Origin of the sequence: Natronorubrum halophilum (assembly GCF_003670115.1) — an archaeon.
In the GTDB taxonomy this organism is placed as follows: domain Archaea; phylum Halobacteriota; class Halobacteria; order Halobacteriales; family Natrialbaceae; genus Natronorubrum; species Natronorubrum halophilum.
Map to the genome: position 1 here is coordinate 443,615 of NZ_QQTY01000002.1, position 18,020 is coordinate 461,634.

General features: G+C 64.4%; 19 protein-coding genes and 1 tRNA gene. 12 read left to right on the plus strand and 8 right to left on the minus strand.

The genetic code is table 11. The features are described 5' to 3' along the window. The 4 genes from DWB23_RS08255 to DWB23_RS08270 all read left to right on the plus strand — a co-directional run bounded on the left by DWB23_RS08255 (nt 1) and on the right by DWB23_RS08270 (nt 4,478). A complete protein-coding gene (locus DWB23_RS08255; protein ID WP_121742349.1) occupies nt 1-2,229 on the plus strand; it encodes a VWA domain-containing protein in 2,229 nt (742 codons plus the stop codon). A gap of 183 nt (nt 2,230-2,412) precedes the next feature. Beyond that, on the plus strand, nt 2,413-3,240 hold the full coding sequence (locus DWB23_RS08260; RefSeq protein ID WP_121743050.1) for an alpha/beta fold hydrolase: 828 nt from the start codon (nt 2,413-2,415) through the stop codon (nt 3,238-3,240). A gap of 133 nt (nt 3,241-3,373) precedes the next feature. Continuing rightward, nucleotides 3,374-4,039, plus strand: a complete 666-nt coding sequence (locus tag DWB23_RS08265; RefSeq protein ID WP_121742350.1) for a MaoC family dehydratase — start codon at nt 3,374-3,376, stop codon at nt 4,037-4,039. 241 nt (nt 4,040-4,280) lie between these two features. After that, nucleotides 4,281-4,478 carry a hypothetical protein gene (locus DWB23_RS08270; protein ID WP_121742351.1) on the plus strand — a complete coding sequence of 66 codons (198 nt, stop codon included), beginning with the start codon at nt 4,281-4,283 and terminating at the stop codon, nt 4,476-4,478. Between the two features lie 313 nt (nt 4,479-4,791). Here DWB23_RS08270 and DWB23_RS22950 read toward each other — a convergent pair whose 3' ends face one another. Further along, the gene (locus DWB23_RS22950; protein WP_162989774.1) at nt 4,792-4,962 is read right to left on the minus strand and encodes a hypothetical protein; all 171 of its coding nucleotides are present in this window, start codon (nt 4,960-4,962) and stop codon (nt 4,792-4,794) included. 498 nt (nt 4,963-5,460) lie between these two features. On the opposite strand from DWB23_RS22950, the gene DWB23_RS08275 reads away from it, so the two are divergent. Continuing rightward, nucleotides 5,461-6,009: a chorismate--pyruvate lyase family protein gene (locus DWB23_RS08275; RefSeq protein WP_121743051.1), complete on the plus strand. Its 549-nt coding sequence runs from the start codon at nt 5,461-5,463 to the stop codon at nt 6,007-6,009. Here DWB23_RS08275 and DWB23_RS08280 read toward each other — a convergent pair. Further along, nucleotides 5,987-7,153, minus strand: coding sequence for a GNAT family N-acetyltransferase (locus DWB23_RS08280; protein WP_121742352.1), 1,167 nt, complete (start codon nt 7,151-7,153; stop codon nt 5,987-5,989). The two genes, DWB23_RS08275 and DWB23_RS08280, sit on opposite strands and share 23 nt — an antisense overlap. A gap of 146 nt (nt 7,154-7,299) precedes the next feature. Between DWB23_RS08280 and DWB23_RS08285 the strand changes: the two genes are divergently transcribed. Continuing rightward, a complete protein-coding gene (locus DWB23_RS08285) occupies nt 7,300-8,634 on the plus strand; it encodes a phenylacetate--CoA ligase family protein (RefSeq protein WP_121742353.1) in 1,335 nt (444 codons plus the stop codon). Next, nucleotides 8,627-8,905: a hypothetical protein gene (locus DWB23_RS08290; protein ID WP_121742354.1), complete on the plus strand. Its 279-nt coding sequence runs from the start codon at nt 8,627-8,629 to the stop codon at nt 8,903-8,905. Before DWB23_RS08285 ends, DWB23_RS08290 begins: the two co-directional genes overlap by 8 nt. Nucleotides 8,906-9,102: 197 nt before the next feature. Here the strand turns inward: DWB23_RS08290 and DWB23_RS08295 are convergent, their stop codons facing one another. The 3 genes from DWB23_RS08295 to DWB23_RS08305 form a co-directional block, all read right to left on the minus strand. Beyond that, nucleotides 9,103-10,092, minus strand: a complete 990-nt coding sequence (locus DWB23_RS08295) for a sulfite exporter TauE/SafE family protein (protein WP_121742355.1) — start codon at nt 10,090-10,092, stop codon at nt 9,103-9,105. 2 nt (nt 10,093-10,094) lie between these two features. Continuing rightward, nucleotides 10,095-10,238, minus strand: a complete 144-nt coding sequence (locus tag DWB23_RS24100) for a DUF7512 family protein (RefSeq protein WP_455429438.1) — start codon at nt 10,236-10,238, stop codon at nt 10,095-10,097. 98 nt (nt 10,239-10,336) lie between these two features. After that, nucleotides 10,337-11,824 carry an FAD-binding oxidoreductase gene (locus tag DWB23_RS08305; RefSeq protein WP_121742357.1) on the minus strand — a complete coding sequence of 496 codons (1,488 nt, stop codon included), beginning with the start codon at nt 11,822-11,824 and terminating at the stop codon, nt 10,337-10,339. Between the two features lie 150 nt (nt 11,825-11,974). On the opposite strand from DWB23_RS08305, the gene DWB23_RS08310 reads away from it, so the two are divergent. Then, nucleotides 11,975-12,883, plus strand: a complete 909-nt coding sequence (locus DWB23_RS08310; protein ID WP_121742358.1) for a helix-turn-helix transcriptional regulator — start codon at nt 11,975-11,977, stop codon at nt 12,881-12,883. Nucleotides 12,884-13,006: 123 nt separating this feature from the next. Here the strand turns inward: DWB23_RS08310 and DWB23_RS08315 are convergent. Next, nucleotides 13,007-13,081: transfer RNA gene (locus DWB23_RS08315), tRNA-Arg, on the minus strand. Nucleotides 13,082-13,241: 160 nt separating this feature from the next. On the opposite strand from DWB23_RS08315, the gene DWB23_RS08320 reads away from it, so the two are divergent. The 4 genes from DWB23_RS08320 to DWB23_RS08335 all read left to right on the plus strand — a co-directional run bounded on the left by DWB23_RS08320 (nt 13,242) and on the right by DWB23_RS08335 (nt 15,668). Continuing rightward, nucleotides 13,242-13,424, plus strand: coding sequence for a DUF7511 domain-containing protein (locus tag DWB23_RS08320; RefSeq protein WP_121742359.1), 183 nt, complete (start codon nt 13,242-13,244; stop codon nt 13,422-13,424). Nucleotides 13,425-13,543: 119 nt separating this feature from the next. Continuing rightward, nucleotides 13,544-14,395 carry a geranylgeranylglycerol-phosphate geranylgeranyltransferase gene (locus DWB23_RS08325; protein ID WP_121742360.1) on the plus strand — a complete coding sequence of 284 codons (852 nt, stop codon included), beginning with the start codon at nt 13,544-13,546 and terminating at the stop codon, nt 14,393-14,395. A gap of 183 nt (nt 14,396-14,578) precedes the next feature. Beyond that, on the plus strand, nt 14,579-15,211 hold the full coding sequence (locus DWB23_RS08330) for an RAD55 family ATPase (RefSeq protein WP_121742361.1): 633 nt from the start codon (nt 14,579-14,581) through the stop codon (nt 15,209-15,211). A 46-nt stretch (nt 15,212-15,257) separates the two neighbouring features. Continuing rightward, entirely contained in the window at nt 15,258-15,668 is a 411-nt protein-coding gene (locus DWB23_RS08335; RefSeq protein ID WP_121742362.1) for a CoA-binding protein, read from the plus strand. A 62-nt stretch (nt 15,669-15,730) separates the two neighbouring features. On the opposite strand, the gene DWB23_RS08340 is transcribed toward DWB23_RS08335, so the two are convergent. Both DWB23_RS08340 and DWB23_RS08345 read right to left on the minus strand, forming a co-directional pair. After that, nucleotides 15,731-16,942: a class 1 isoprenoid biosynthesis enzyme gene (locus DWB23_RS08340; protein ID WP_121742363.1), complete on the minus strand. Its 1,212-nt coding sequence runs from the start codon at nt 16,940-16,942 to the stop codon at nt 15,731-15,733. A 70-nt stretch (nt 16,943-17,012) separates the two neighbouring features. Then, a complete protein-coding gene (locus DWB23_RS08345; protein ID WP_121742364.1) occupies nt 17,013-17,993 on the minus strand; it encodes a PLP-dependent cysteine synthase family protein in 981 nt (326 codons plus the stop codon). Nucleotides 17,994-18,020: the final 27 nt, after the last annotated feature.

The window sequence follows — 18,020 nt, forward strand, 5'->3', positions numbered from 1 at the left end:
ATGGTTGCAGAGTCTGGGGGCAAAAAGCTGTCGTCACTCCCCTTTCCGGCGATCGTCGGACAGGACGATCTGAAGCGCGTTCTCCTGACCGTCGCGGCAAACGACGGCCTCGACGGAGCCCTGATCGTCGGCGAAAAGGGGACCGCGAAGTCGACCGCCGTTCGGGGCCTCGTGGATCTCCTCCCCGATCAACGAGCCGTTTCGGACTGTCCGTACGGCTGTGCGCCGAGCGATCCGGCCCTGCAGTGTACGGACTGCCGAATCCGCGTTCGCGAGGGCGAGGATTTGCCCGTCGAAACCCGCCCCGTTCCCCTCGTGACGCTCCCTCTCGGGGCGACTCGAGACCGCGTCGTCGGCACGCTCTCCGTCGAGGACGCTCTCGCGGGCGCGGCCGACTTCGATCCCGGCCTACTGGCGCGGGCGAACCGCGGAATCCTGTACGTCGACGAGGTCAACTTGCTCGACGACCACCTGGTGGACGTCGTTCTCGACGCGGCCGCCAGCGGCACCAACACCGTCGAACGCGACGGCATCAGCGTCTCTCACCCGGCAAACTTCACCCTCGTCGGAACGATGAATCCGGAGGAGGGCGACCTCCGGCCCCAGTTGCGGGATCGATTCTCCCTGCAGGCGACCGTCGAGGGCTGTCGGGAGATCGACGAGCGCGTCGAGATCATCGACCGAGCGCTCGAGACCACCGCCGATGACGAGCCCGGTCCGGGAACGGAGTACGCAAGCGAGGTCGCGGCGCTTCGAACGGAGTTAGCTGCGGCTCGAGACCGCCTCTCGAGCGTCTCCCTGCCGGCCGATTTCAAAGCGGAGATCGCCGAACTGTGCATCGCGGCCGGCGTCGACGGCCACCGCGGTGACGTGGCGACGGCCCGGACCGCGATGACGATCGCCGCGCTGGAGGGCCGGACCGCCGTTATCGAGTCCGACGTTCACGAGGCCGCCATCTACGCGCTGCCCCACCGGCTCCGAAGCACCCCGTTCGAGGACGAACCGGATCTCGAGGACCTGCTCGAGGACCGATTCGACGAAGGGGAGTCGGCGGAAGCGGGAGACGAGACCGACGGGGCGGATGATGAGGCGGACGGTGACGAACGCGAGAAGACCGGCGAGTGCGACGGGGGCAGTGAGACGGGAACCGAATCCGGCGGCGAGGGCGGTGATACCGACCGAAACGGCGGCTCCGACGGCGGTTCCGAGAACGGCAGCGACGGGACCGACGGGGAGTCCGACGCCGAACGCGGACCGGACGGCGGCGACCGACCGGCCGGTGGCGAGCGCGCTCCCGACGAAACCGGCGACGGAGGGGGGAGCGATCCCGCCGACGGCGACTCGAGCGAACGCGGTTCCGACGAGTCGGATGACGGGACTGACGAGGCCCAGCCGCTCGCTCCCGGCCGGCAGCGCGCCGATATCGCAGGCGTCGGTGCGGCCGAGGCACCCGATCTCGAGACGCCGTCGGTCGAGAGCCGAGACGCGACGGCTGCGGGCGGGTCGCGAGCGAGTACGGCCCCGAGCGCGGACAATCGAGGCGCCCGAGTCCGAACGGAACCCGCCTCGAGCGACGGCCCCATCGACGCGGCGGCGTCGGTTCGCTCGGCCGCAGCCCGCGGCGAGTCCCGGGTCGAGAGCCGTGATCTCCGGCGGTCGGTTCGCGCCGGCGAGACGTCGGTAACGATCGTCTTCGCCGTCGACGCCAGCGCCTCGATGCGTCCCGCCATGCGAACCGCCAAGGGCGTCGTCCTCGACCTTCTGCGGGACAGCTACCAGCAGCGAGACCGGGTTTCGTTCGTCGCTTTCGCGGGCGACGACGCCGAGGTGCTGTTGCCCCCGACCGACAGCGTCTCGCTGGCCGCGCGTCACCTGAAAGAGTTGCCGTCGGGCGATCGAACGCCGCTGCCGGCGGGCCTCGAGACCTCGAGACGGGTCCTCGAGCGTGCGGAGACGGACGCGGCGGTCGTCGTCCTCGTGACGGACGGGCGGGCGAACGTCGCCGACGGCAGTCCGACGGACGCGACGCGCCGTGCGGCTCGCGGGCTCGCGGCCACCGACGCGACGGTGGTCGTCGTCGACGCCGGCGACGACTCCCGCGCCGGCCTCTCGGAACTGATCGCCAGCGAGACCGCGGGTGAACTGGTCGCGCTCTCGTCGCTCTCGGCCGAGACGGTCCGCGCCGCGGCGGATCGCGCCGCGTCGGACGAGTCGCCCCGATCGTCCTGAGAACCGACGGGGTGATCCGCACTCTCGATGTCGGCGAACGTGACCGACGAGGGACAGCCGTCGGTCGGCGACGGGTGTCGTCCGCTCCGCGACTCGAGTCCGACCGATTCGACTCCCGTTACACACTGCACGCAGTGCGTGCCACCCGCCGACCTATATGCACAGAGACGCATACGGAGTACGATGGCAGAACTCTCCCTCGACGACGGCACGCTCTGGTACGAGACGCGAGGCGACGGCCAGCCGCTGGTCTGTATTCACGGCGGCTGGATGAACGGGCAGGCCTGGACCCCGCAGGTCGAACGCTTCGCCGACGAGTACCAGGTGATCACCCTCGACGTCCGCGGGCACGGACGGACCGGCGCAACCGAGCCGAACCGGTACTCGATCGAGCTCTTTACCGACGACCTCGAGGCGTTGTTCTCGGAGCTCGACCTCGAGGAACCGATTCTCTGTGGGCTCTCGCTGGGTTCGATGGTCGTCCAGGAGTTCCTCGATCGACACCCGGATCGCGCGGCGGGCGCGATTCTCGGCGGCGCAGTCCGGTCGATGCCGCCGGTGGACCTCCCATCTGGGATGAAACCGTTCCTCTCACCGCTGCCGGCGCTGACGACGTCGCTGTCGATGACGGGGACGAAGGCGACGTTTCGATCGATGCTGTCGTCGATTCGGGCGACGACCGGCGAGCAGTGGCTGTCGGTGAACCCGGGCGTGCGAACGACGGCGATGGAGGCCGTCGGCGACATCTCTCGAGACGAGTTCCGCAAGGTGTTCGGCGCGCTCTACCGCTACGAACCGTCTTCGCTCTCACACGTCGAGACGCCGACGCTCGTCATCCACGGCGAGCAAGAGGCACCGCTGGTCAAACGGCAGGGTCGGGACCTCGTCTCGGAAGTCACCGCCGGTGAACACGTAGAGCTTGCCGACTCGGGTCATCTCGTCAATCAGGACCGTCCGAACGCGTTCAACAGCGCGACTGCAGCGTTTCTCGGCACCGACAGCGCGGCGTGACGACCACACAAAGCAGAGTGTCATGTCGCGGCGTCCAACATGATTTGGCGGTGATAGAAAGTGGGTGGCGCGCGAATTGCCCCCGTGGATCGTCTCGACAGCGCGGTCGATTCGCCACCCGACTCACCCAGTTATGAGTAGTAACCGTCCCGAACCCGACGCCGCCGATACCCCGGTACCGCCGAGCGAGCACTGGTCGAGCGTTTCGAAACACGTCGTCAACAGCTACGTCGAAGCTAACAACGCAGTCCTCGCGGCGATGGGGCTGTCCTCGTCGGCTGCGGCCGACGCTGGATCGGACACGGCACGACGCGGGCCGGAAGCGACTGACGCACCGATCACCGAACTCGCCTTCGGCGACGATACCTGGCTGATGGAGCGGTCGATCGACAGCTATGACGACCTCGGCGTCGGGGAGTACGTTCGATTCACCAAGCCGATCGAGGAAGCCGACGTCTCCGCGTTCGCCCGCATCTCCGGCGATACCAACCGTCTCCACCTCGAGACGGCGTTCGCCGAGAAGACCCGATTCGGCGGCCGAATCGTCCACGGCACGCTCGTCGCCGGAACGATCAGCGCCGCGCTGGCCCGGTTTCCCGGACTGACGATCTACCTCTCACAGGATCTCGAGTTCCGCGAACCGGTCGAGATCGGCGAGACCGTCACCGCCACCTGCGAGATCATCGAGGTGCTTGGCAACACCCGATACCGGCTCCACACGATGGTCGAGAACGCGGCCGAGGAGACGGTGATCGACGGGGAGGCGGTCGTCGTTATTCAAGAGCAACCCGAGACCTGATCGGTTGTGGGCGCTCGCGGTCGAAACGGTTCTCGGTGATCGGGTCCCTCTCGAGCCCGCCGTCAGCCGATCGATCCCGCCTTCGTGAACGTCGCAATACCGCTCTCGCCCATTCGTTCGCATTCGCGGTTGAACGGACCCAGATCCGGCGTATACGACTGCCTGTTCATCGCGATCGGGATGCAACAGCCTACACATCTTGGAGCAATGGTGATACCCGAGCGTACCGTTTTCCCGCGTGATGAGTAGGTCAGAATCGCGCTCGAGAATCGTTGCGGTGTGTCGGTCCTGTGAATCGGTGTACGTCTCCGAGCAGAAGGCGGACGGCACGATCAGGCCGATCGGCGTCTCGGAGGAGTGTACCTGCGGTGACGGCGACTTCCGACGGATCACGTCCACGGGAGATAGCGGCCCATCGGCGGCGCGATCGTCGGACTGACGTTCCGCTGGACCGGTTGTACGCTTTCGTTTTCGGGAGATGATGACGAAGTCACCGAGCATCACCTGCGCTCGAGAGCCTCGAGACTGTCGTTTCGGAATGTCTCGGTCGTCGCCGGCGGTTTTAGTGATCACTCCCTCCTCGAGCGTGCGATCTGTACGGCGTGAGACGACGTTCGAGGGGGTGCCAGGAGAACTCGAGCCGCGATTCCGGGTCGGGCTCCGACGGCGGTCGTTGGGGTGCATTCGCACTGGTGGTGTGTCGTGACCGGCGTCGGTGACCCGACTGTCCGCCGCGACTCGAGACGGTGGCGTTACTCGAGTCTCGAGTCGGCGAGTCCGCCGGGTGGGAGGCGACAGCCGCAGGGAGCCGCGAAGCCGTCGGTCGGTCCGGAGACCGTCACGACGACGACCGGTTCGCCGCAGTTGGGACAGGCGGGCCGCGTACTCGATTCGTCGGCGCTCGTCTCGTCGGCATCGCTCATCGCGGTCTCCGGGCGGCGTCTTTGGACGACGGCGGGCTAGTGTGGTGGTTCATCGGTCGTTCGGGACGTTTATATCCCGACAGAATGTATGCAATCATGGCTTTGAACCTGTCCGGGGTTGGAGGCCGCGTCTCGGGTGCTGGTACCACCCGGGCATTTCCGTACCTGTCCCCTGTATTCTCGGAGTGTAGATTCCGTTCTAATTGTTGACTGTTGCTGACTTATATCTACTGTTACAGCTCGGGAACTGGGATGTCGGTGGTTTCATCGGTTAGCCACAGCAGCCGCCGCCGTCCACCTCGAACGAATCATGTCGAGAACCGCGTCCACGGGACGGGGAAACGTTCGCGTACAGTGACGATTTTGGCCGGACGACTCGCCGTCTCCGCTCACGAACACCTCGAGACGATCGATTACTACGAGGCCGAAACCGTCCCGATGAAGGGATGGTTTACAAAACGAGTCGTGGGCGTACGTCCGATCGAGACCCCCACAACAATGAGCGACGAACGAACGCGACCACCGGCGGCGGACGAATCGGTTCGTTCGATGGTGGTCGACCTCGAGCGAGAGGCCGGGCTGACGTTGTCACCGATCGAACGACTGTTTCTCTCGACGGACGGGACCGTCACCCACATGCTCGAGGCGCTGACGAGGCGCGACGTCTCGATCGACATCCTCGACCGCGAGGTGACCGGGAATCGACTGTATCGAACGGTCGCGCTCGAGTGCGACTCCGGGCGAACGCCGCTGGTCTGGGCTCGATCGACGATTCGCCTCTCACCGCTCGAAGAATCGATCGCCGACGAACTCGTCGACGGTGATATCGGAATCGGTCACGTTCTTCGCGAGGAGTGTGCGGAGACGAGACGGACCATCGCCGAGGTGAACGCGCGTTTCGACGGCGAGGGGTTCCCGTCGTTCGTCGAGAGCGACGCGGCGTGTCTTCTGGAACGCACGTATCGGATCCACGCGGCGAGCGCCCACATCATGACGATCACGGAATTCTTCCCGAAAGACGGGCTCAGCCGGTATCGTACTCGCTGAACGTGATTCGCCAGGAGTCGGGGTCGGATAACGATTTTTCGTCGACGATCCACCGGTCGCTACCGGGCTCCTCGTCCGCCGCCAGCACACAGACGCCGTGAACTGTCGGTGTCGCAACCGTCGAGAGCGGGAGCGTAAGATTGCTCTGAAACCCGTATTCGGAGAGTACCGACCGCGGGATCGCCGTCGACGGCGCGACGACGAGCGCCGCGTCGTCGTTCGCTTCGAGGATGGCCTCGAGAATGGGGACGAACGCCGCCGTTCTGGCGCGGTTCGAAACGAGCGGAACGACGTCGGTGAGACGCGTAACGGGCGCTCCGTTTTCGACCCTCGTTCCCGTGACGATCGCGGCGACCGGCGACCCGTCGTAGCGCCCGACGTACGTCGCGTACTCCCACTGCGGGTTGCCGAATCGCCAGTCGTAGAACGTCTCGTCGCGAACGACGTGAAACTCGTCGGGGACGTCCCGGCGATAGAGCGTCGCGAGCGTTTTTGCCGGGATTTCGTCGGTCCGAATCACGTCGACCTCGAGACGATCGGCGACCGACCGACGGCGGGACTTGGCCGCGAGATACCCGCGAGCGAGCAGCCGCGCACCGCCGTGTAGCAGCACCGAGACGGGACCGGTCGGCTGCCTCCCGATCATCGCGCCGGGCTGTTGGACGCGAAAGAGCGTCTCCTGTCGCCCGACGGGTCGCCACCCGTACTTTTCGAACGTCGCCTTGCTCAGTTCGTTCGGAAAGTCGAATGCGAGGTCGAAGCCGTTATCGTCGAATCGCTCGAGTCCGGCGCCGAGAATCTCGGTGAACAGTCCCTGCCGTCGGTGTGCCGGCCGAACCGCGGCATCACACGGCTGGACGACGCGCGTCGACCGCGACCCCGTGTGTAACTCGAGGACCCAGAAGCCGCCCGCACCGACGATCCGCCCGTCGAACTCGGCGACGTAAACCGGGACGTCGTCGGTGTACGGATTCGTTTCGTACTTCCACTCGAACCACGCTTCGGACAGTCCCGGATCGAGTATCGTCTGATACAGCGAGAGCAGTTCGTCGCGATCACCATCGCGGTACTGTCGGATCGTGTACTCGCGCTCGCCGCTGTCGTACTGCCGACAGGGCGGTTCCCCACGAGTCCGTTCGAACATACCCAGACCAGCGAGCGATCGACCATAGTAATAGGTCCGATATTTCGCGGTATGACGCCGCTGTTAGCGTCACGGCGTCGGTACGGGCGGCGATCGTTCAAAACGGATCCATAACAAAGCCAGTTCAGCCGGTACCGCCGGAGACTATGGCCGAGATGTGGAACCCGTTGCTCGAGACGATGCCGCGCGAGGAACTCGAACGTCGCCAGATACGAAAATTCAGAGCGCAAGCGGTGTACGTCTACGAAACCGTTCCCGTGTTCAGACAAAAGCTCGACCGCGCCGGAATCGTTCCCGAGGACATCGAGACGTTCGAAGATATCCGTGCGGTTCCGACGACCACGAAAGACGAACTCAGACGGGCACAGGAGACGGAGTCCGCAGCGACGCCGTACGGGGACCTCCTCGCCGTGGACCCGGCGGACGTACGGGAGTATCATCAGACCTCCGGTACCACCGGCACACCGCTCCGACAGGCGGATTCGGGACGGGACTGGGAGTGGTGGAGCGACTGCTGGGCGACGGTGCTGTGGGCGCACGGAATACGACCGGACGATCGAGTCTTCGTTCCGTTTTCGTACAACGTTTTCGTCGCCTTCTGGGCGGCCCACTACGCCTGCGAGCGGATCGGTGCGGAAGTCGTTCCCGGCGGCAACCTCTCCTCCGTCGAACGCGTCGAGCTGATGGCCGACCTCGAGGCCACCGCGTTCATGACCACGCCGACGTACGCGCTTCGACTCGGAGAGGTCGCCGAACGGGAAGGTATCGACCCCGCAGCGACCAGCGTCGATCGGATCATCTGTGCCGGCGAACCCGGCGCGAGCGTTCCGGGAACGAAAGCGAAGCTCGAAGCGCGCTGGGATGCGACGGTCCACGACCACGCCGGTGCGACCGAAACCGGCGCGTGGGGGTACAGCTGTGACGGCGACTCGCTCAGCCTCCACTTCAACGAGTCCCGGTTCCTCGTCGAGGTCGTAGACGACGACGGAACCCCGGTCGACCCGGGCGAAGAGGGAACGCTGATCGTGACGCCGCTCGACCGACGCGCCCAACCCTACCTCCGGTTCGAACAACGGGACCGTGTAAAACTCGAGGGGCCGAGCGCGTGCGACTGCGGGCGGACGTTTCGCATCGCCGACGGCGGCGTCCTCGGCAGGGACGACGATTTCACGATGGTCAACGGCGTCCTGCTCTCCCCGACGGCCGTCGAGGATATCGTCCGCCGGAGCGACGACGTCACCGACGAGTACAAAATCGTCATCGACGAACACGACGAGAAGGAATCGGACGTCGCCACGCTCGTCACCGAAACGGCCCCGCGGGCAGCGCGGGACCCCGAAGGGATCAAACGCGACCTCCGTCACCGACTCAAACAGGCCTGTGGCCTCTCGTTTCGCATCCGCCTGCGGGAGCGCGGCGTCCTCGAGCGCCCCGAACTCAAAGCCGATCGCGTCCACGATCAGCGGGTGAACGATGTCTGATAACGACCCTACCGCTCGACAGCGAGACGAGTCGGCCCAGGACCGAACGCGACCGGACGGCGACCGGACGGATCACGACCACTGCGCTACGGACCGCGATCTCGAGCACCTCGCGGAACTCGTCGACGACCTCGAGGAGACCTCGACGGCCCTGATCGAACACGGCGCAGCACGCGATATTCCGGCGATCGAGCACAACGCTCGTTGCATCCGCGATACCGTTCGGGTGTTGGCACAGAACGTTCCCCGGGACGGGCTCGAGTCCGAGTAACTGGCAGAGGGGTGAGGTCCCGTATGAGTGGAGAGCAGACGCTGGTAGCTGATTACAACGCAAACCGCGTTATTTGTTACCGTGAGAAGGGAGTAGCTGCTCCCGTTCGAATGAACGCATCCACCCCTGCAGAAATCACATCCGGCCAGTGGGCCGCCTAGCATTCGGACTCTACAGGAGTACCAGTCGAAGTCGTGTTAATAGGTCTGTAGCGACCCGCGCTCTCGATCCTTTCTGAGCGTAGCGATCGACGTGCGGACGATCGCACCACTGACCAAGACCGCGGTACCAAAGAGGAGGATTGCACTCACTGTCTCGAGCGTCTCGACCCCGTATACGCCACTCACCTGCTTACAGGCGGTGGCGACACCCCCGGCGAGCAGCATACCCGCAAAGTACCCCTTGATATCAGCCTCGTTTACCAGCTGCGTCGCACTCACACCGATACGAGCACCGAGCGCACTCCCGACGAGCAACGCGGCGACAACGGGGATCTCGACGGCATTCGACTGGGCGTAGACGAACGTCCCGAACGCACCCGAAACCATGATCTGGAGGATGCTGGTCCCAGCGGCGATTGCAGTGGGAACGCCGAACACGTAGACCATGATGGGGAGCAGAAGGAAACCGCCACCGACGCCGAGAAATCCAGAGAGAACGCCGATCCCCAGCCCGGCGAGAAGGATAACCCACACCGAAACGGTCGCACCGCCGGGTAGCGACACGAGTGGTGGAAACGCGATGGCCTGAACTCCGGTAGCGAGCTGTCCCGATCTCATATCGGAACCGCCAGTACGAGCGTCTCGGCGGACAAAGAGCCCGACCGCACCGAGAAGTCCGACGTACACCACGCCGATGACGACGTCAGCGCTGCCGAGATCCGTCAGCAGGAACACGATACTGGTGCCGACCTCGATACCGAACGTCATCCCGAGAATCATCAGCGCCGCCAGTACGTAGCTGACCTGGCCGTGATCGCGGTGTCGGAGCACACCGATGACACTGGTGCCGAAGACGAACGCGAGTCCGCTTCCGACGGCCACCGGTGCCGGATACCCGACCACCAACAGTGCTGGCGTCACGAGGAACGATCCCCCCATCCCGAAGAACCCGAAGAGGATGCCGATGAGTAGGCCGAATCCGACAAAGAAACCGATCATCACGATACCGAGACCAAGGAGTTCCATAATCAGGTGTTCACGAGTAGTTCACGGGCGGCCGGGCTAGTAACCCGCGTCAGTGCCCCGTATCCGACGTAGAGCACGAGCGCTTCCGCCAGGATGTAACCGACCGTGGCAGCGGCCTCCCCGGACTCACCGAAGACGGGAGCGATTAGCGGAACGCTCAGCGCTACCACCGTTGTACTCAACAGTACGACCAATACCGTCGCTAACTGCCGCCCGAACGCGGGGAGTTCGACGTTTCGATCATTCATAGCACGCCCCCGTCATCGGCTCGAGCGGTTCCGGACGGTGCGATGTTCTGGTTGCGGCTGAACAAATCCGTCGGATCGTACTCGTCCTTTAGCGCGACCAACCGCTCGTACGTCGGCCCGAACGTGGTCCGCATCATCTCGTCGCCTTCCTCGAAGAATCCCGGGAAGTTCAGGTACACCGAACCGTCCGAGAACTGGCGCATGTCCTCGAGACAGTCGCGCACCCACTCGACGTTCACATCGTCGGCCTCCGGACGCTCCCAGTTCGCTTCGACGCCCAGCAGGAAGGGAGCGTGCCGCCCCGCGAACGCACTGTCCTCGGTGTCGACTCGCGCGACCGCACCGCCCAGCTGCCAGACGTCGACCGTCGAGAGCGGTGACGGTGCCACACCGGACCAGTAGGCGATTCGATCGATGGCGGACTCCGACAGGCCGTCGAGGTACAGCGACTTCCAGTAGTAGCGCATCCCGTCGGGGTAGTCCTCGTCGAAGAGTTGCTGGAACTCGACGTACGGCATCGGTCCGCTGAAGTCGGCTACCGGCTCGTGGATCTCCCGCAAGGGTGCCAGCGCACGCTCACCAGCCGCGACCGACCCCGCGTAACAACCTGCGATCGCGATCTTGCGTTCGTCCACCGTGTCTGGCGCGAACAGTTCCTCGTCGGGCAGTACACCGGACAGGGTGAGCAAGCTGACTTCCGGGGGCGCATCCGCGACGTAGTCGCGGTAGGCTTCCAACACCTCGATCATCCGTTCACCCGAATAGAACACGAGACAAACCGCCACATCCGGACCGACCGGGTGGAGATCGAACTCGAAGCCGGTAACCACCCCGAAGTTGCCGCCGCCACCGCGAAGCCCCCAGAAGAGTTCCTCGTGTTCGTCGGCGCTGGCGGTCAGATAGTCGCCGTCTGCCGTGACCAGATCGATGGATGCGAGGTTGTCACAGGTCAGACCGTACTTGCAGCGGAGATGACCGATGCCGCCACCGAGGGTCAGACCCGCGAACCCCGTCTCCGAGACGGCCCCTCCCGGCGTTGCGAGACCGAAGGCCTGGGTCTCGCGATCGACGTCGGCCCACGTGGCACCGGCCCGTACCCACGCCGTCCGCTCATCGGGGCCGACCCACACGTCCCTCATCTCGGAGAGGTCGATGACGAGTCCATCGTCGCAGACGGCGGTCCCGGCGACGTTGTGCCCGCCGCCACGTACCGCCACCAACAGGTCGTGTTCGCGGGCGAAGTTCACCGCGCTGATCACGTCGCCGACGCCACGACACCGGGCAATCAGGGCTGGATGCCTGTCGATCATCCCGTTCCACACCGCGCGAGCCTCGTCGTAGTCAGCGCCCTCAGAACGGCTGTGTCGTTCCGATGGGGTCGAAAGAGTTCCGCTCTTTCGAACGTCGTCGGGGTGAATCACGTCGCCGTGGAATCCGGCTTCGAACCGTTCGATCCGGTCGGCGGGGATGGGATCTTGTGCCATACACTAGTGGACGACTGCACGGGTGTTGGCCTCACCCGTCGAGTAGCGTTCGGCCTCGAGAGTACCGTTTCACCCGATGAGACGAATTCCGGAGCGCGTACGGGATAGAGTTACTATCAGTGACGGCCTCCGTCTTAGTGAGTGACTCACATGAGTCCTGACCAAGACGACCGACTTGAGGGGGATGGTCATCCGCCACCGGGATCGCTGATTCTGGAGGCGATTCTGGAAAACGAACGGAACCGTCGCTACCTGGGCCAGCGTCTGGACGCCGCGGGCGACCGCGTCGATACGGACCTGCTCGGCGACATCGTCAGGCATGGCCCGATCCTCGAGGCCCTGTTGGAAGAACCGCTCGATCGCCGGGAGATCGAAGCGCGCCTCGACGTTTCACGGGCGACGAGTCACCGCTACACGCAGTGGCTCGCCGAGCAGGACTTCGTCGAGAAGATCGATGGTCGATTTCAACTGACCTGGCACGGCGCAGTCATCGCCGAGGAGGTCCTCCGGTTGGAGGCGAACGTGCGGACCGCACACAGAATAACGCCGCTTCTGGATGCGGTCTGTGAGGATCACCGAGACTTCATCCTCGAACCGTTCGTGGGCGCGACAGTTACCGTCGCCGAACCCGACAATCCGTACAAACCGGCCGAGCGGTTCGTCGCGCTCGTCGACGAATCCGACACGTTTCGTGGATTTAACACGACCCACATGGCTCCGCTGGTCCTCGGCGAGTTTCACCAGCAGGTGTTCGAGAAAACGGATACCGAGATCATCTACCTGCCACACATCGTCGAGAATTTCGTCGAGACGTGCCCTGAACGTGCCCGGGAAGCGATCGACAGCGGGCACTTGGCCCTCCGGACGCGTGACGACCTCCCGTACGGTCTCGCTCTCTTCGACGAACGCGTCGGAATCGGCGGCTACGAGGAGACCACCGGCTTCATGCAGGTGTTCGTCGATACGGATTCCCCGATCGCGTGTGAGTGGGGCGAGCGCGTCTACGCGTCAGTCAGAGCCGATTCCGATCCCCTCGATGCGATGGATTTGACTCAGTGATACGCTCGTCGCGCGAACTGACCATCGGGATCCACGCCGAACGAAGCGAGGTTCCCCGTCTCGTCTCGTTCAAATCCTTCGCGGTCCAGCGCTGACGCTCACGAGTTTGTTCGCGTCAGCAAGTGGGCGCTACAGGATTTGAACCCGTGGCAACTTGGTCCGAAGCCAAGCACTCTGTCCAGACTGAGCTAAGCGCCCGTACTACAATGGTTTCCGCCGTCGTGTATAAGTCACTCGATTTGGAACCATTTCGACAGCCGTCACCACACCTCGAGTCACCACGCCAACCCACTCTTCTCACGCGGTGAAAACCGCCGCCTGGGGTCTTTGTCGTGCGTGGTGAACGACCGGCTATCCAATGACGGTGAACGAGTCCCACGTACCCGACGATGGACCGTCCGCAGCCGCACCGCTCGAGTTACTCACCGACGACGAGAAAGTCTGGACCGCCGTCCCGGCCGATGCTACCGGTAACGAGCGAGTGAGTGAGTGGCTCTCGATCAACGCCGATTCGCTCCACACTCTCGAGGACTGGCGGTAGCGCCGCGTCGATCGCCACTCGGCTCGAACGCTCGCCCCGGTGGGTGGGCTCCACCCCGTAGCGACGCCCGCCGACGGCGGACCGCACCGTTTAACCAGCCCGACCGAGCAGTCCCGGTCATGACAGCGGGCGAGACGAGCCGTGGGTTGCTCGAGTTGATGCGGCCGGTGAACGTGATCGCGGCGAGCGTCTTGACGTTCATTGGCGCGTTCGTCGCCGGTGGCGTCGCCGGCTATCCGCTCGAGGTGGTAACTGCAGTCGCCGCGACCGGGTTGGCGGTCGGAGCCGGAAACGCGATCAACGATTACTTCGATCGGGAGATCGATCGGATCAACCAACCCGGCAGGGCGATCCCTCGCGGTGCCGTGAGTCCGCGCGGCGCGCTCGCGTTCAGCCTCGTGCTCTTTGCCGCGGCGGTCGTTCTCGCCGTGACGCTTCCCGCCCCAGCGATCGCCATCGCAGCGATAAACCTCGCCGCGCTGGTAGCATACACCGAGTTCTTCAAGGGATTGCCGGGGCTCGGAAACGCGCTGGTCGCCTACCTCGTCGGCAGCACGTTCCTCTTCGGGGCCGCGGCGGTCGGCGATATGGGTCCCGCCGTGATTCTGTTCGTCCTCTCGGCGATCGCGACGGTGACCCGAGAGATCATCAAAGACGTGGAGGATCTCGAGGGCGACCGCGAGGAGGGGCTGAACACGCTCCCGATCGCGATCGGCGCACGCCGCGCGCTGCAGGTCGCAGCCGCGTTGCTCGTCGCAGGCGTTCTCGCGAGCCCGATCCCGTATCTGCTCTACTTCGGTGTTCCCTACCTGCTCATTGTACTCCCGGCCGACGCGATCATGCTCTATGCGGCCTTCGAGAGCTTCGAAGACCCGACGGCCGGCCAATCACACCTCAAGTACGGGATGTTTCTCGCGGCGCTGGCGTTTATCGCCGGCCGCGCAGCGACCGCGGTTCCGGGGAGCATCTGAGGTGAATCGACGCCGCTTTCGAGCCGCCGTACCGGATACAACCATTCTAAATTAGCATCGGTTGTTGTACCGCAATCAAAAGGAATATAAGCTGGTTACCGTATTCTCATACTACACACCGGAGTAGCCAGCAGTCTCGGTAACAGACGCCACTACGGCTGCAGATGGATGTGAGTATCTGGTATGTATGACCTCGCAGACGTCCTACCGGACGCCGAAATCGATCCCGGGACGAACCTGCTCGTTGCAGGTCCACCGCTAACGGGGAAGCGAGAAATCGCCTTCGATATCCTCGCGAGCGGTGCCGAACACGGCGATGGATCGATCATCGTCACGACGAAGGACAGCGCCGACAAGGTGCTCGAGACGTTTACCGGCTCCGTCGATCCTGCCGTCGATCCCAGTGTTGGCGTCGTCGACTGCGTGACGAAACAACGCGGAATCGGAACCGTTAACGACGATCCGCGGGTCAAGTATGCTTCCTCGCCGGTCGACATGACCGGGATCGGTATCAAGCTCTCCGAGTTCCTCCAGGAGTTCTACGAGGACCGAGGGCTGACCCGGAACCGCGTCCTCCTGCATTCCGTCTCGACGCTACTCATGTACTCGAACCTTCAGACCGTGTTCCGATTTCTCCACGTCTTCACGGGCCGAATCCAGAGTGCAGACGCCATGGGAATCTACGTCATCGACTCGACGGCCCACGACGATCAGACGATGAACACGCTCAAACAACTGTTCGACGCCGTCATCGAACTCGAGGAGAACGACGGAGACGACGAGCCCCAGATTCGGACGGCCGGCCTCTCGAACTGATCGGACCACGGAACGTTTTACCGCTGAGCCCGTACGGTCGAGTAACATGCCAGTCGACTCCGCGGACGACATCAAGGCCGTTCTCGATTACGAGACGATCGCCGTCGTCGGCTGCTCGAGCACGCCCGGCAAGGCGGCCCACGACGTTCCGAACTACCTGCTCGAACAGGGCTACGACGTGATCCCGGTCAACCCGTTCGCGGACGAGATTTTCGGGAAACCGGTCCCCGACTCGCTTGCGGAGGTCGACGCCGAGATCGACGTCGTCTGCATCTTCCGCCCGAGCGACGAGGTCGGGGAGATCGTTGACGCAGCGCTCGAGCGCGACGACGTCGACGTCATCTGGACGCAGCTGGGGATTCGCGACGACGACGCGGCGGATCGCGCCGAAAACGCAGGCCGAACGGTCGTGCAAGATCGGTGCATGAGAGTCGAACACCGCCGACTCGTTGCCTGATCTCCTCCGTCTGTTATTCGCGCGGCGCTCACTACTCGAGCACAGCCGCCGGAACCCTGTGCTCAAGACGTCGTCGCTGTCGTCCGTCGTTCGAGCGCGTCGAGTGCGTCGGCAAGCGACGTGCTCATCACGCCGTCGGCGACGGTCGCGACGTGAACGAGCATGATGAGTACCTCCGCGAGCGGTTCGACGGGGAGTTCGTCGACGCGATTCTCGAGCGCCGCACGATCGCCGTCGGCGTCACAATCGGTCTCGGCGTCATCGAGACTGCTGGTAATTGGAAGCTCGTCTGTGACCGCTTCGACGACGCGGCGAGTTTCCAGTTCGTCGCTGGCCAGTTGCGCGCGAATCTCGCGCTGGCGGGCCGGCGGCACGGTCCGCTCGAGCGGGACCGAACAGACGGATTCGCAGTACCACGACAGTCCCCGGCGAACCGCCTCGAGAATCGCCTCGTCCGATCGGTCGAGCGATGCGGCGAACTCGCGAGCGCCGGCCTCGAGGTCGGCCCAACGGTCGGCGAGGAGCGCGTCGATCCGACGAGGCGCGTCCGACTCGAGGAACGACTCGGCGACGGCTGCCGCCGATTCGGTTTCGGTCGTCTCGCCGTCGTAGAGCGCGAGCGGCACGTTCACGACGCCGTTGTCGACGTCCTCCGGTAGATCTTCGACGTCGTCGACGACGGTGAGAACGAACATCCCGTTCGTCGTGATCGTCCGAAGACGCTCGAGTTGGGCCGCGGAGTAGCCGTCGATAGCGTCGATCAGCGAGACTGCGAGGTCGCCCCAGACGGCTCCGCGTTCGTCGACGCGAGCGATGGCGTCCTCGAGCGTCGCCGTCGTCGGCGCGAGCGCCTCCTCTCTCAACTGTCCCGTTCCGATTCGTCGTACCGTTCCGAGTACCGACTCGAGATCGACTCCCTCGGGGAGCGAGCCGGCGACCTCGACGACGTCGATGAAGACGAGATCGCCGAGCGTGATGTGCTCGTTCAGTCGCCGTTTTCGATCGTCATCCCATGCGTCCGCCTCGTCGATCGCGTCGTCGTGCAGACTGCTCGTGACGAAGAGAGCCGTCGGGACCGACGCTATCGCGGCATCGAGGTCGTCGTCGAACCGCGTGCCCTGAGCAGGCTGTTCTGCGCTGTCGGTCTCGAGGGCGACGAGCGCGTACGCGAACGCGCCGAGCAGTCCACCCTGATTCGTGTAGGCCTCGTGTTTGGCCCGCACGGCAGGTGAGAACTCGTGATCGGCGGGGAGGGCGAAAAGCGGCCGGGTCATATGCTCTCCTGTCAGAGACGAGTAATCAGTGTACTGGTCGCGGTTCGCGCCGCGAACTGAGGGCTCCGAATTAGCCCTCCCACTCCTCGAACGACCGGTAGATCCCCTTCGAGAGGTAGCGCTCGCTCGAGTCGGGAAACACCGTCACGACGGTATCGTGTGGCGCGTCCAGCGTCCCGTCCGAGATCTCCCGTGCAACGCGTTTCGTGGCGACGCTCGCGGCCCCGGCGCTCGAGGCGACGAGGTGACCCTCCTCGCGGGCGAGGCGACGGAGTTCGTCGTGAGCGTCCCGATCCGGGACGGCGTAGACGGCGTCGACGAGGTCGGGATCGAACAGTTCGTTGGTCTCGACGTTGTGGGTCCCGATCCCCTCGATTTTGTACTCGCCTTCCTCGCGCGCTTCGCCGAGGACTTCGCCGTACAGCGAGCCCTCGGGTTCGACGGCGGCGACGTACGTCTCGGGCCGTTGCTCGAGCGCGTATCTCGCGATGCCCATGAGCGTACCCGCGGTTCCACAGCCGGCGACGACCGCGCCGACCTCACCCTCGAGCGCCTCGTAGATTTCGGGGGCCGTGGTCTCGTAGTGGGCTTCCGTGTTCAACGGATTCGAGAACTGCTGGGGGACGACGGCATCGTCGAGTTCGTCGGCTAGTTCGTGTGCGCGCTCGATCGCGCCGCCCATACCCGCATCCGTCGGGGTGTTGATGATCTTGGCACCCAGCGCGGCCATCAGCTGCTGTTTTTCGACGCTAAAGCGCTCGGGAACGACGAAGATCGCCTCGATATCGAGCTGTCCGGCGGCGATCGCGAGTCCGATTCCCGTGTTTCCCGCGGTCGGTTCGATGATCGTCCCGCCCTCGGAGAGTTCGCCGCGCTCGAGCATCTTCTCGAGCATGTAGCGGCCGATGCGGTCTTTTACGCTTGCCCCGGGATTGAACGACTCGAGTTTCGCGTAACACCGGACGTCTTCGGGCCCGTCCTGGAGGCGAACGAGCGGCGTCCGACCGATCGTCTCGAGCACCGAATCCACCGACTGCTCGTGGGTCGTCATCGTTTTGGCAAAAGTTGCCCCTATTGT

What these genes read in the sequence shown, in the direction of transcription:
- DWB23_RS08255 (WP_121742349.1), top strand. Translation starts at nt 1, where the DNA reads ATGGTTGCAGAGTCTGGGGGCAAAAAGCTGTCGTCACTCCCCTTTCCG.
- DWB23_RS08260 (WP_121743050.1), top strand. Translation starts at nt 2,413, where the DNA reads ATGGCAGAACTCTCCCTCGACGACGGCACGCTCTGGTACGAGACGCGA.
- DWB23_RS08265 (WP_121742350.1), top strand. Translation starts at nt 3,374, where the DNA reads ATGAGTAGTAACCGTCCCGAACCCGACGCCGCCGATACCCCGGTACCG.
- DWB23_RS08270 (WP_121742351.1), top strand. Translation starts at nt 4,281, where the DNA reads ATGAGTAGGTCAGAATCGCGCTCGAGAATCGTTGCGGTGTGTCGGTCC.
- DWB23_RS22950 (WP_162989774.1), bottom strand. Translation starts at nt 4,962, where the DNA reads ATGAGCGATGCCGACGAGACGAGCGCCGACGAATCGAGTACGCGGCCC.
- DWB23_RS08275 (WP_121743051.1), top strand. Translation starts at nt 5,461, where the DNA reads ATGAGCGACGAACGAACGCGACCACCGGCGGCGGACGAATCGGTTCGT.
- DWB23_RS08280 (WP_121742352.1), bottom strand. Translation starts at nt 7,153, where the DNA reads ATGTTCGAACGGACTCGTGGGGAACCGCCCTGTCGGCAGTACGACAGC.
- DWB23_RS08285 (WP_121742353.1), top strand. Translation starts at nt 7,300, where the DNA reads ATGGCCGAGATGTGGAACCCGTTGCTCGAGACGATGCCGCGCGAGGAA.
- DWB23_RS08290 (WP_121742354.1), top strand. Translation starts at nt 8,627, where the DNA reads ATGTCTGATAACGACCCTACCGCTCGACAGCGAGACGAGTCGGCCCAG.
- DWB23_RS08295 (WP_121742355.1), bottom strand. Translation starts at nt 10,092, where the DNA reads ATGGAACTCCTTGGTCTCGGTATCGTGATGATCGGTTTCTTTGTCGGA.
- DWB23_RS08305 (WP_121742357.1), bottom strand. Translation starts at nt 11,824, where the DNA reads ATGGCACAAGATCCCATCCCCGCCGACCGGATCGAACGGTTCGAAGCC.
- DWB23_RS08310 (WP_121742358.1), top strand. Translation starts at nt 11,975, where the DNA reads ATGAGTCCTGACCAAGACGACCGACTTGAGGGGGATGGTCATCCGCCA.
- DWB23_RS08320 (WP_121742359.1), top strand. Translation starts at nt 13,242, where the DNA reads ATGACGGTGAACGAGTCCCACGTACCCGACGATGGACCGTCCGCAGCC.
- DWB23_RS08325 (WP_121742360.1), top strand. Translation starts at nt 13,544, where the DNA reads ATGACAGCGGGCGAGACGAGCCGTGGGTTGCTCGAGTTGATGCGGCCG.
- DWB23_RS08330 (WP_121742361.1), top strand. Translation starts at nt 14,579, where the DNA reads ATGTATGACCTCGCAGACGTCCTACCGGACGCCGAAATCGATCCCGGG.
- DWB23_RS08335 (WP_121742362.1), top strand. Translation starts at nt 15,258, where the DNA reads ATGCCAGTCGACTCCGCGGACGACATCAAGGCCGTTCTCGATTACGAG.
- DWB23_RS08340 (WP_121742363.1), bottom strand. Translation starts at nt 16,942, where the DNA reads ATGACCCGGCCGCTTTTCGCCCTCCCCGCCGATCACGAGTTCTCACCT.
- DWB23_RS08345 (WP_121742364.1), bottom strand. Translation starts at nt 17,993, where the DNA reads ATGACGACCCACGAGCAGTCGGTGGATTCGGTGCTCGAGACGATCGGT.